Below are 11160 nucleotides of genomic sequence, written 5' to 3' on the forward strand. Positions count from 1 at the left end.
ATGCGTCCCAGATGCCGCTTGCCGCCGGCCTGATCGGCGTCGCGGTGGCGGCCGTCGCCTATGTGGCGGTGCTGCCGCTGCTCGGCGGCCAGCGCCGGGCGAACCGGCGGCTGAAAGCGATCGGCGTCACGGCCTCCGGGGCGGCGGTGCGCGGCGTCGCGGTCAACCGGCGCGAGCAGGTCGCCAAGACGCTGAGCGAGATCGAGGCGAAGGCCAAGAACGCCAACAAGGCCACGCTGGAGCTGAAGCTCGCCCGCGCCGGCCTGAGCTGGACGAAGCGGACCTTCTACACGATCTCGGGCGGCTGCGGCGGCGTCCTCGGCCTACTGCTGTTCCTGATCACCGACAGCCCGGTGGCGGCGGCCGGCGCCGCCTTCGCGGGGGGCTTCGGCCTGCCCGCCTGGATGCTGCGCCACCTGCGCATCCGGCGCATCGCGAAGTTCAACAAGGAACTGCCCAACGCCGTCGACGTGGTGGTGCGCGGCATCCGCACCGGCATCCCGGTGGGGGACTGCTTCCGGATGGTCTCGCGCGAGGCCGAGGAGCCGGTGCGCAGCGAGTTCAGGACGGTGATCGAGACCCAGGCGATGGGCCTCTCGCTGGGCGAGGCCGTCTCGCGCCTGTTCGAGCGGGTGCCGACCGCCGAGGTGAACTTCTTCGCGATCGTGATCAACATCCAGCAGCAATCGGGGGGCAACCTGTCGGAGGCGCTGAACAACCTCTCGGTCGTGCTGCGCGACCGGGCCAAGATGCGCGGCAAGGTCCAGGCGATGAGCATGGAGGCCAAGGCCTCGGCCTCGATCATCGCGTGCCTGCCCTTCGGCGTGGCCGGCATCACCACGCTGACGAGCCCGGATTACATCTCGCTGCTCTGGACGACGGATGTCGGCACGATCGCCCTCGTCGGGGCGGCGATCTGGATGTCGCTCGGCGTCTTCACGATCCGCAAGATGATCGCCTTCGACTTCTGAGCCCGCCCGGATTCGGACCCCGTTCCATGATCGACGCCATTGCGGAGAAGCTGTTCGATCCCCGCTTCATGGGCACGCTGCTGACCGCCATCGCGGCGGCCGCGACCGCCTTCGCGGTGGCGCAGCCCTTCTTCGAATCGGACAAGCTTTCCAAGCGGATGAAGCTCGTCAGCGACGAGCGCGAGCTCATCCGGCGGCGGGAGCGCCAGGCGGACCGGGCCCGGCCGAACGAGCGGGCGACCCTGCGCGTGGCGCCCAAGGCCTACATGAAGTCGATCGTCGACCGGTACCAGCTGCACCGCTGGCTCGGTACCGATACGGCCAAGCGCAAGCTGATGATGGCCGGTTATCGCGGCCAGGGCGCGGAGACCACGTTCCTGTTCTTCCGCTTCGTCGTCCCGGTCGCGTCGGTGATCGGGTCCGCGTTCTACCTGTTCGTGCTGGAGGTGATCGACGCCTCCTACCTGATGCGGATCGGGATGGTGATCGGCGCGGCCTATACGGGCATCAAGGCGCCGGAACTGTTCCTGGTCAACACCGCCAAGAAGCGGCAGGCCGAGATCCGCCGGGCCTGGCCGGACGCCCTCGACCTGACGCTGATCTGCGTCGAATCCGGCATGGCGATCGAGAACGCGTTCCGGAAGGTGAGCACCGAGATCGCCGCCTCCTCGGTGGTGCTGGCCGAGGAGCTCGCCCTCATGACCGCCGAGATGTCGTTCCTGCCCGACCGGCGCCAGGCCTACGAGAATCTCGTCATGCGGACCGGGCTCGAGCCGGTGAAATCGGTGGCGACCGCGCTGATCCAGGCCGAGCGCTACGGCACGCCGATCGGCCAGGCGCTCCGGGTGCTGAGCCAGGAGAGCCGCGACCAGCGCATGAACGAGGCGGAGAAGAAGGCGGCCAGCCTGCCGCCCAAGCTGACCGTGCCGATGATCCTGTTCTTCCTGCCGGTGCTGTTCGTCGTCATCATCACGCCGGCCGTCATCCAGGTCATGCGCACGCAGTGACGGCCGTGCCCGCGACCCGGTGACCGCTCAGCGGATGCGGCCGGGACGGGTCGGCTCGAACACGATCCGGCGGTGGAAGGCGCACCAGCTCTTGCCGTCGGAGACCGGCGCACCGCAGCAGATCGCGCGGTCGTTCGGCTCGCCGATGATGTACTTGCACACGAAAGCCCCGGACTGCGCGAAGGGCACGCGCAGGTCCGCCGACGGCTCCTGGACGCCTTCGGCATCGCCGATCTGAGACATGCGGACGAGTTGATTCATGGCGGTGATCGGCTCAATAAGCATCTGCACGGTCGGCGCGGGCGCCTCGGCAGTGAGGGAGGGTTGAACGCCCTGCCTTCAGGCGGCGGCCCCGTCTCGCGTGTCCGGGACTTGCGTCTCGCGGAGCGGCATCGGGGGCGACCCGCCCGAGCCGGCCTCGACGGCTGGCGCGGTGAGCGTCATCGTGTTGTCGTAACTGGGGTTACAACGATTGAAAACAAGACCAGCGTGCATTCGCTGCATCGGACCACGGTGCGGGGTGCGTAGCTGGGCACAGAGTCGCGGCTCTTCGGCCTCGATCCGCAGGGCCTGACGAAACCGCCGGAACGCGCCGCCGCAGCCCGCGACCGGGCGTGCAACCGGCCCCTGGCTGTGGTTTGGTGGGCGCTCACGCGAACAGAGCCGGATTGCGGATTATGGCCCACCCGCCCCTCGTGCCCCCCGAATGGTTGCACGACCGCCTCGATGCGCCCGACATCGTGGTGCTCGATGCCTCGTGGTACCTGCCGGCCGCCGGTCGCGACCCGGCCGCCGAGTTCCGGGCCGCCCATATCCCCGGAGCGCTGCGCTTCGACCTCGACGCCATGAGCGACACCGAATCGAGCCTGCCGCACATGCTGCCGCGCTCCGACGTGTTCGCCTCGCGGATGCGGGCTTTGGGCATCGGCGACGGCATGCAGATCGTCGTCTATGACGGCCAGGGCCTGTTCTCGGCCCCCCGGGTCTGGTGGATGCTCAAGACCTTCGGGGTCCGCGACGCGCTGGTGCTGGATGGCGGCCTGCCCGCCTGGATCGCGGCCGGCTACCCGACCGAGGACGGCGACCCCGCCCCGCGCGAGCGGCGCCACTTCACCGCCCGCCTCGACCACGGCGCCGTGGCGGACGCCAACGACGTCGCCCGGGCCCTGGAGACCGGCTCGGCCCAGGTGGTCGATGCCCGCTCGGCCACCCGCTTCCGCGGCGAGGAGCCGGAGCCGCGTCCGGGCGTGCGGCCGGGGCACATGCCGGGCGCGCACAACCTGCACTACGCGTCCCTCCAGCAGGACGGCCGCCTGAAGAGCCCGGAGGAGCTGGAGCGTCTGTTCGCGGAGACCGGCATCGATCCCGACCGGCCGGTGGTGACCACCTGCGGCTCGGGCGTGACCGCGGCGATCATCGCCCTGGCGCTGGAGACGATGGGCCGGCCGGCCCGCGGCCTCTACGACGGGTCGTGGTCGGAATGGGGTGCCGACACGGCGCGCCCGGTCGCGACGGGCGTTTGAGCGCGCATGTCAGGGCCCTGCCCTGACGACCCGCCAAAGGGCATGGCCCTTTGGAAACCCTGACTTAAGCCGTGCGCACCGAGCGGCGCTTGTCGGCGGCGCTCCACTGCATCAGCCCGACCATCACCGCGATGGTGCCGACATAGACCAGGCCCTGCAGGGCGGTCGGCCGGTCGGTGTAGCCGACCAGCGCGTGCAGCACCCGGCCCGGCCAGGAATTCTCGGCGATCACCCCGGAGCTGTTCCACAAGGTCTGGCCGAGGACATCGACGACGCCGGCATTGGACAGGAACTGGGCGGCCTGCGACGCCAGTCCCGCGGCGAGGAAGATGATCAGCGCGCTGGTGATCGAGAACACGTACCGGCTCGGGATCGCGGCCAAGCCGAAATAGGTCACGGCCGAGAGGAGGATGCCCGCCCCGATGCCCGCGAAGGCGCCGAACTGGATATCCGCGCCCGAAGTGCCCGACGCCACGAGACCGTAGAGGAACAGCACCAGCTCCGCGCCCTCGCGCAGGATCGCGGCGCCGACCACGATCGAGAGGGCGGCGGCCTCGCGCTCGCCCGAGCGCACGGCCTCGCCCGTCGCCCGCAATTCGCCTGCGAGCTCCTTCCCGTGCTTGCTCATCCAGGTGTTGTGCCAGATCAGCAGCAGCACCGCGACGATCAGCACGGCGGCGTTCAGGATGTCCTGGCCGCTGCCCTCGAACGCGTCGGAGATCGATTCCGCGAACAGGGCCACGAGGCCGGCCCCGGCGAGGCCACCGGCGACGCCGAGCAGGACCCAGCGCATCCGGCCCGGGATGCCCCGGGTGGCGGCCAGCACGATCGAGATGATCAGGCCCGCCTCGATGACTTCGCGGAAGGCGATGATGAAGGCGCCGATCATGGCGTTCTCCTCAGTTGAACGCGGACCGCGCTACCAGACCCAGAACAGGAGCACCCAGTTGGCGACCGAGAGGGTCACCGCCGAGGCGATGCAGGCCGTGGCCGCGGCCCGCTGCAGGCCGCCCGCTGCCAGGCCGGCGACGCGCCAGCCGAGCCACACGCTCCACAGGCCGGAGCCGATCAGCATGGCGGCGCGGATCTCCGACACGTACGGGATGTGGATGCCGTCGCCGCGCAGAAACGTGACCGTCAGCGCCGAGAGGCCCAGGAAGACGCCGCAGCCAGCCACCGGGATCAGCGTCTGCGTGAGGTGGTGGAAGCGCGAGAGCGACCAGCCGCCGAGCGCCACGGTCGCCAGCGCCACGATCCCCGACAGGGCGAGCCCCAGGATGACGGTCGCGGCGCCGATGTAGGCCAGCAGCAACCCGCCGTCGAGCAGGGTCATCACGTCGCTGTGGTCGGGATAGTTCGTCAGCACGAACCACGGCGCGGACATCTCCAGCGGCCAGGTGATCCCGTGCTCGATCAGCCAGGTGGCGGCGACCTGCTTGGCCTCGACGAACCAGGGGCTCGACGACCACTGGAACGCGCCCACCGCCAGGGCCAGCATGCCGAACAGGATCAGCACGGTCTGTTCCAGGCTCGGCTCCTGGCCGGCGACGTGGACGATCTCGTGGTTGGGCGAGCGCAACGCGAGGCGCACCGCGCCGCGATGGCCGCTGCAGCGCCCGCACATGTGGCAGGAGCCGGAGCCGCGCATCGCCTTCACCGGCACCAGGGGGGCGCAGTTGAAATGCTCGGTTCCCTGCACGGGCTTGGGCGAGGCGGCCCAGGCGGCGCGGTCCACCTGGAAGCTGATCGGCGCGAGCTTCGAGAGCACCGCGAACACGCCGTTGACCGGGCAGAGATAGCGGCACCAGACCCGCTTGTTGCGCCCGTAGAGCAGGCCGACCACGATCGCTGCAAGCGTCGAGCCGCCGAGCACGGCGAGCACCGGCTTCGGATAGCCGTAGACGCTGGTCATCTGGCCGTAGACCGTGGTGCCGGCAAACGCCAGGAACGGCCAGCCCTGCCAGGTGATCCAGCGCGGTATGGCGTAGCCGCGGCTCCAGCGGCTGGCGAACTCGCTGAGCGCCCCCTCGGGGCAGAGCACGCCGCACCAGGCCCGGCCGACCAGCACCATGCTCAGGAGCACGAACGGCCACCAGATGCCCCAGAACGCGAATTGCGCGGCGAGCGTCAGGTTGGTCCAGATATGCGCGGTGTTGTCGGGCAGCGGCAGCAGCGCGGGCACGATCACCAGCACGCCGTAGATTCCGACGATCACCCATTGCACGGCGCGGATCATCCAGCCGTGCAGCCGGAGCCAGTCGCCGAAGCGGGCGAGCCGCTCGTCGATCATGTCCCGGCGCGAGGGCGCCTCGGCGAGGAAGGTCTGGGACGCCACCGTCAGGACGCGCTCACTTGGCCACCAGGGTGGCTTTCGCCTCGGGATGGAAATCGTCGAACACCTGGTAGGTGCCGGGATCGAGGGTGCGGAACACGATCGCCGAGGTCGAGCCCGCCGCCAGCGCCTTCTCGCGCTTGAGTTCCGTGCTCTCGAACTCCACCGGCGATTGGCCGGTATTCGAGATCTCCAGCTTGAACCGCGTGTTGGCGGGCACCTCGATGACCGCCGGCAGGATCACGCCGTCGCGCATCTCGACCTTGATGACCGGCATGTCGTCCGCACGCGCGGAGGTCGCCGCCCAGGAGGCGACGAGGAGAGCGGCGGCGGCGAGCCGGAGGGGGCGCAACGAGCGTGACACGGATATCCCTTCGGTTCAGTAGGCGCCCTTCTTGCCGACGCCGGCGAAGGTGAAATCCTGGGTGACGTCGAAGGGCTCGAACCACGGGCCGACCCCGGTCTCCTTGTCGACATGGCGGCCGAAATGGCTGTCCTTGCCGGGCGGTGCGACCGTGACCTTCAGGCGGTAGCGGCCGGGGCCGAACAGCTTGACGTTGTCGCCGTAATGCGGGCCGTCATTGGCGACCATCGGCATCAGCATGCCCGAGACTTTCTGGTCCGTCGGCTTGTCGCCGTCGAGCTTCACCGCCTCGAAACGGACCTCGAGCGCGGGCACCCAATCGCCTTCCGCGAAGCCGTTCCGGTTGTCCTTGGCGGCGCGGATATCCGTCTCGAGATGCAGGTCCGACTGCGCGGCCTCGCGCATCATGCCGGGCGGGTCCATCTCGATCGGCTGGAGGTACACGGCCGCGACCTCCAGGCCGTTCTTGGTCACGTGCGGACCGATCGGCACCTCCTTGGCGGAGGCGGCACCCGCGGTCGCGAGAAGGGCAGCCGCGGCGAGGCCGCGGAGAATCGGGAAGAGAGTCGAAGCGCGCATGGCGTCGCACATAACGCTCTCGGCAGAAGTTTCAAAGAGGCAACCCGCCGCCGATCAAATCATAACAATTCTAAACTAATACCTCTACAGCCTTGGCGAATGGTAGTTCTTGGTCTTTACCTGCCACATCGCCGAGTTGTGGTGTGCGGGCGGAAGTTATTCCGCCCGCTGTGGCCGGGCGTATCTTGACCGGTGGATGGATGTAGGGATCGTCACGTCGTTGCCATGCGAGCCGACGACAAGGTCGCACAGGACGAGAAAATGGTGCGGTCTGTGTTCGAGACGATCCGGAACGGCTTGCGCGTCCGCAATTCCCATTATAGCAAGTGCTATATCTTTTCCGCGAGTCCGATGCCCCTCCGTTTCGCGCCCCTCCTCCGCGCCACAGCCCTCGTCCTGGCCGCGCCCCTGATCCCGTCCGTTCCCGCGACGGCCGCCGACCCTGCGGCGCGTCGCCCCGCGACGGACATCCCCGCCTATACCGACTGGTCGGGGGGCTTCATCGGCCTCGAGGGCAGCGCCAGCGGCTCCTACGGCGCCTATAATTTCGGCCCGACGGCGATCGGCGGCCGCGCGGTCCCCTCGTTCAAGAGCGGCGATTCGACCGGCCGCAGCGACCAGGGAAGCAACGCCACCACGGCGGTCGGGGGCGTGTTCGGCGGCTGGAACTGGCAGGCCGGCCCCTGGGTCTACGGCGTCGAGGCCTCCCTCGACGCGGCGAACCTGAAGCGGCCCGTGCCCTCGACTATCGCGGGCTTCGGCTACGCGGAGGTCGACCCGGCCTTCAACATCGTGCGCGCCAAGACCGACCTGTACGGCACCCTCCGGGCCCGGATCGGCTACAGCTTCGACCGGTACCTGGTCTACGGGGCCTTCGGGTTCGCGGGCGCCAATGCCCGCTTCCTGGCGAACTATCCGGATCTCGACGCCGGCGGCCAGAACACGGCACGGCGCGAGATCGGCTATCTCGGGTTCACCCTCGGCGCGGGCATCCAGTACGCCATCAGCGATTCGCTCGCGCTCGGGATCGACTACCGCTACATCGATCTCGGCGGCAGCCGGCGCTTCTCGCTGGGCAGCGTGCCCGGGGACAATGGCGGCCCGGTCACGTCCCGGGCGAGCTTCACCTCGAACCAGCTGTTCGCGCGGCTGATGTGGTTCCCGGACGGCCTGAAGGTGCCGGCCGATCCGGACGAGACCGCCCCGCACGATCCCGACAACGGCGATACCGGGCGCTTCTCGCTGCACGGGCAGACGACGCTGATCGCCCAGGGCGTGCCGGGCTTCCGCTCGCCCTACGAGGGGGCGCAGAGCCTGATCCCGCACCAGGCCCGGCAGACCACCACGGCCACGATCTTCCTCGGGCTCAAGCTCACCGACAGCACCGAGCTGTACTACAATCCCGAGTTCAGCCAGGGCTTCGGCCTGTCGCGGACTTTGGGCGTCGCGGGCTTCGTCAACGGCGAGGCGCAGAAGGCCGGCGCCCCGTTCCCGAAGCTGCGCTCGAACCGCTACTACGTGAAGCAGACGATCGGGCTCGGCGGCGAGACCGTGGAGGTGCCGGACGGGCCGAACCAGGTCGCCACCCGGTACGATGCGGAGCGGATCACCCTGATCGCCGGCAAGTTCGCGCTGGGCGACTTCTTCGATGGCAACGTCTACGCCCACGACCCGCGGGTCGACTTCTTCAATTGGTCGCTCTGGGGCGCCTCGGCCTGGGATTTCCCGGCCAACCTCCCGGGCTTCACCCAGGGCGTCTACGCCGAATACAATCGGCCGGACTTCGCGATCCGCGCCGCCTACACGCAGGTGCCCAAGGAGCCGTCGAGCGACGTGCTCGACCCGCGGGTGTTCCGGCGCGCCGGCCTGAACGCCGAGTTCGAGGAGCGCCACATCCTCCCGTGGCTGGAGCAGCCCGGCAAGATCCGCATCGGCCTGTTCTCGAATGTCGGGGTCTCGGCCAACAACCGGCAGCTCGTCACCCTCACGCAGCTCGGCCTGTTCGACAACGGCAGCGACGCCGCTCTCGCGACCCGCAAGCCGCGCCGCAAGACCGGCGGCTACATCAACCTGGAGCAGGCGCTGACCCCCGAGCTCGGCCTGTTCGCCCGGGCCAGCCTGAACGACGGGCGCACGGAGAACATCTCCTTCACCGATATCGACCAGAGCTTCTCCGGGGGCCTGTCGCTGAAGGGCAAGGCCTGGGACCGCCCGGACGACACGATCGGCCTCGGCGCGGCGATGAACCGGCTCTCGCCCTCGCACCGCGCCGCCTTCGCGGCCGGCTATTACGGCCTGCTGATCGGCGACGGGCGGCTCAATTACGGCAGCGAGCGGGCCGTGGAGACCTACTACGCCCTGAACCTCACGAAGTTCTTGACCCTGACCTTCGATTACCAGTTCGTGGCCAATCCCGGCTACAACCGCGACCGCGGGCCGGCGCATTTCTTCGCGTCGCGGCTGCACGCGGATTTCTGATCGCCGGTAGCTACTCCGCCGTCTCGATCGCCGTCGCCCCGAAAATCTCCTCGAAGGCGGCGCGCAGCTGCATGTCGACCTCCGCCAGGCTCACCGGCAGGCCGAGATCGACCAGGCTCGTCACCCCGTGCTCGCGCACGCCGCAGGGCACGATGCCGGCGAAATGCGACAGGTCGGGCTCGACGTTCAGGCTGATCCCGTGGAAGCTGACCCAGCGGCGCACCCGGATGCCGATGGCGGCGATCTTGTCCTCCACCCCGGGCCCCTTCTCGGGGCGGCGCACCCAGACGCCGACCCGGTCCTCCCGGCGCTCGGCCCGGACGTTGAAGGCCGCCAGCGTCTCGATCAGCCAGCCTTCCAGGCTCGCCACATAGGCGCGCAGGTCCCGGCTCCGGCGGTCGAGGTCCAGCATCACGTAGGCGACCCGCTGGCCCGGGCCGTGATAGGTGTACTGGCCGCCCCGGCCGGTGGCGTGGACCGGGAAGCGACCGGGGGCCACGAGGTCCTCGGGCTTCGCCGAGGTGCCGGCCGTGTAGAGCGGTGGGTGCTCGAGCAGCCAGACGCATTCGGGTGCCGCGCCCCGCGCGATCCGCTCCACGCGCGCCTCCATCCAGGCCACCGCCTCCGCGTAGCCCACGGGCGCGTCGCTCACGCGCCAGCCCACCGGACCGGCGGCCGGATCCGAGCCGGGCCGCTTCGGAAAGGCGTGGGGCGAGACCGTGAGGCGGGGCGCGTTTACCAAGGGTTCACCATCCTGCGTCGATGGTCGAAGCCTTCAACATCCGCGGCCGGCGGTGGCAAGGTTTTGCGTGCTCCGGGTCGGCTGCGAGACGGGATGGGCAAGCGGTGGCGGTCTTCGAGACCCTGAAGGTCGATCTGACGGTGGTGCTCGGCCGGGCGCGGATGCCGCTGCACATGCTGCTACGCATGGGCCGCGGCGCCGTGATCGAGCTGGAGGCCAGCGACAGCGACATGGTCGAGATCCTGGCCAACGATCACCCGATCGCCCGCGGGCAGATCGTCGTGACCGGCGACCGCATCTCCGTCGAGGTGACGGAACTGATCCGCAAGGCGGCGGCGATCGTCGAGCCCGGCACCACCATCGGCGACAGCGCGACGCCATTCCTGGACGACGACTACGCTTCCGTTTGAGCGGGGCGCTTGTCGGCGGCGGATCGATCTGTTATCCGCTGCGCCGCCCGACATGACGACGACCCGAGGGGTTTCCCGGAGGTCGCAGCGTGCGGGCGAACGGGCGGATCTTCGCGTCCGATGCGGCCATGGCGGAATTGGTAGACGCGCTAGCTTGAGGTGCTAGTCCCGCGAGGGGTGGAGGTTCGAGTCCTCTTGGCCGCACCACACGTTCGATGTGGTGCTCTTCCTCACAAACGGATCGTTGGGCGTGAGGCCGCGATCATCGGTTCGGGAAGCAATCTTTTCTCGATCACACGATATGGAGCCCGGCAGGGCAGCCCCCGAAAGCCGGGGCGGTCAATCCTTGCGGGTGAACAGGGCTTCGAACAGAGCCTCCGATCGGCGCAAGCCCTCCTCGGTCAGCACCACGGACTTGGCCCGGCCGACCGGATCGCCGATCAGCCCCTTCGCGTGAAGGCGGCCCAGCGTCGCCCAGTCGAACCCTTTCCAGGCCCGGCGCTCGCCGTGGAGCGTCAGCCACAGAAGGGCGAGCACCGTCTCGTCAATGCGCTCTTCGTCGATCTGCATCATCGGATATGAGCATCGCGCGCCTGCATCGCCGCCAGCTTGAAGCGCAGGTGGCGAGCCGTGCAAGTTTCACGGCCCGAGATATCCACATCCGAACAACACGATCGTTGAGATGAGCTTTTCATCCAGAATGCGGGTGTCGCGTCGATAGAAACATGGGCCGCACGCCGACTTAGACCGGGAT

At 69.0% G+C, this 11160-nt stretch carries 12 protein-coding genes and 1 tRNA gene; 6 read left to right on the forward strand and 7 right to left on the reverse strand.

The genetic code is table 11. The annotated features are described in order from the left end of the window. Positions 1-11 precede the first annotated feature (11 nt). The gene (locus tag LGR69_RS27260; RefSeq protein ID WP_007565976.1) at positions 12-971 is read left to right on the forward strand and encodes a type II secretion system F family protein; all 960 of its coding nucleotides are present in this window, start codon (positions 12-14) and stop codon (positions 969-971) included. A 26-nt stretch (positions 972-997) separates the two neighbouring features. Next, positions 998-1978, forward strand: a complete 981-nt coding sequence (locus LGR69_RS27265) for a type II secretion system F family protein (RefSeq protein ID WP_007565977.1) — start codon at positions 998-1000, stop codon at positions 1976-1978. Positions 1979-2005: 27 nt separating this feature from the next. Here the strand turns inward: LGR69_RS27265 and LGR69_RS27270 are convergent, their stop codons facing one another. Beyond that, positions 2006-2239, reverse strand: coding sequence for a GcrA family cell cycle regulator (locus LGR69_RS27270; RefSeq protein ID WP_039903524.1), 234 nt, complete (start codon positions 2237-2239; stop codon positions 2006-2008). A 416-nt stretch (positions 2240-2655) separates the two neighbouring features. Here LGR69_RS27270 and sseA point away from each other — a divergent pair, with 416 nt between their 5' ends. Continuing rightward, positions 2656-3501 (forward strand): 3-mercaptopyruvate sulfurtransferase, encoded by an 846-nt coding sequence (gene sseA / locus LGR69_RS27275; protein WP_230368007.1) that lies wholly within the window; start codon positions 2656-2658, stop codon positions 3499-3501. Positions 3502-3565: 64 nt separating this feature from the next. On the opposite strand, the gene LGR69_RS27280 is transcribed toward sseA, so the two are convergent. The 4 genes from LGR69_RS27280 to LGR69_RS27295 are packed head-to-tail and all read right to left on the reverse strand — an operon-like array spanning position 3566 to position 6776. Beyond that, positions 3566-4390 (reverse strand): FTR1 family iron permease, encoded by an 825-nt coding sequence (locus LGR69_RS27280; protein ID WP_230368008.1) that lies wholly within the window; start codon positions 4388-4390, stop codon positions 3566-3568. Between the two features lie 30 nt (positions 4391-4420). After that, complete coding sequence (locus LGR69_RS27285; RefSeq protein ID WP_163006248.1) at positions 4421-5791, reverse strand: 4Fe-4S binding protein; 1371 nt, start codon at positions 5789-5791, stop codon at positions 4421-4423. A gap of 58 nt (positions 5792-5849) precedes the next feature. Next, the gene (locus LGR69_RS27290) at positions 5850-6197 is read right to left on the reverse strand and encodes a cupredoxin domain-containing protein (protein ID WP_230368009.1); all 348 of its coding nucleotides are present in this window, start codon (positions 6195-6197) and stop codon (positions 5850-5852) included. 15 nt (positions 6198-6212) lie between these two features. After that, on the reverse strand, positions 6213-6776 hold the full coding sequence (locus LGR69_RS27295) for an iron transporter (RefSeq protein ID WP_039903552.1): 564 nt from the start codon (positions 6774-6776) through the stop codon (positions 6213-6215). Positions 6777-7127: 351 nt separating this feature from the next. On the opposite strand from LGR69_RS27295, the gene LGR69_RS27300 reads away from it, so the two are divergent. After that, entirely contained in the window at positions 7128-9254 is a 2127-nt protein-coding gene (locus tag LGR69_RS27300) for a carbohydrate porin (protein ID WP_230368010.1), read from the forward strand. Between the two features lie 10 nt (positions 9255-9264). Here the strand turns inward: LGR69_RS27300 and lipB are convergent, their stop codons facing one another. Then, positions 9265-9996 (reverse strand): lipoyl(octanoyl) transferase LipB, encoded by a 732-nt coding sequence (lipB, locus tag LGR69_RS27305; protein WP_230368011.1) that lies wholly within the window; start codon positions 9994-9996, stop codon positions 9265-9267. A 104-nt stretch (positions 9997-10100) separates the two neighbouring features. On the opposite strand from lipB, the gene LGR69_RS27310 reads away from it, so the two are divergent. Both LGR69_RS27310 and LGR69_RS27315 read left to right on the forward strand, forming a co-directional pair. Continuing rightward, on the forward strand, positions 10101-10406 hold the full coding sequence (locus LGR69_RS27310) for a FliM/FliN family flagellar motor switch protein (protein ID WP_007565993.1): 306 nt from the start codon (positions 10101-10103) through the stop codon (positions 10404-10406). Between the two features lie 122 nt (positions 10407-10528). Then, positions 10529-10613, forward strand: a tRNA-Leu gene (locus LGR69_RS27315). A 132-nt stretch (positions 10614-10745) separates the two neighbouring features. On the opposite strand, the gene LGR69_RS27320 is transcribed toward LGR69_RS27315, so the two are convergent. Continuing rightward, positions 10746-10976 (reverse strand): DUF6429 family protein, encoded by a 231-nt coding sequence (locus tag LGR69_RS27320; protein ID WP_230368031.1) that lies wholly within the window; start codon positions 10974-10976, stop codon positions 10746-10748. Positions 10977-11160: the final 184 nt, after the last annotated feature.

It is taken from the genome of Methylobacterium brachiatum (assembly GCF_020523825.1).
In the GTDB taxonomy this organism is placed as follows: domain Bacteria; phylum Pseudomonadota; class Alphaproteobacteria; order Rhizobiales; family Beijerinckiaceae; genus Methylobacterium; species Methylobacterium brachiatum.

Excerpts from the sequence above, each read along its gene's own strand:
- LGR69_RS27320 (WP_230368031.1), bottom strand. The coding sequence starts at position 10,976 with ATGCAGATCGACGAAGAGCGCATTGACGAGACGGTGCTCGCCCTTCTG.
- sseA (WP_230368007.1), top strand. The coding sequence starts at position 2,656 with ATGGCCCACCCGCCCCTCGTGCCCCCCGAATGGTTGCACGACCGCCTC.
- LGR69_RS27265 (WP_007565977.1), top strand. The coding sequence starts at position 998 with ATGATCGACGCCATTGCGGAGAAGCTGTTCGATCCCCGCTTCATGGGC.
- LGR69_RS27280 (WP_230368008.1), bottom strand. The coding sequence starts at position 4,390 with ATGATCGGCGCCTTCATCATCGCCTTCCGCGAAGTCATCGAGGCGGGC.
- LGR69_RS27260 (WP_007565976.1), top strand. The coding sequence starts at position 12 with ATGCCGCTTGCCGCCGGCCTGATCGGCGTCGCGGTGGCGGCCGTCGCC.
- LGR69_RS27285 (WP_163006248.1), bottom strand. The coding sequence starts at position 5,791 with ATGATCGACGAGCGGCTCGCCCGCTTCGGCGACTGGCTCCGGCTGCAC.
- LGR69_RS27270 (WP_039903524.1), bottom strand. The coding sequence starts at position 2,239 with ATGAATCAACTCGTCCGCATGTCTCAGATCGGCGATGCCGAAGGCGTC.
- LGR69_RS27300 (WP_230368010.1), top strand. The coding sequence starts at position 7,128 with ATGCCCCTCCGTTTCGCGCCCCTCCTCCGCGCCACAGCCCTCGTCCTG.
- LGR69_RS27295 (WP_039903552.1), bottom strand. The coding sequence starts at position 6,776 with ATGCGCGCTTCGACTCTCTTCCCGATTCTCCGCGGCCTCGCCGCGGCT.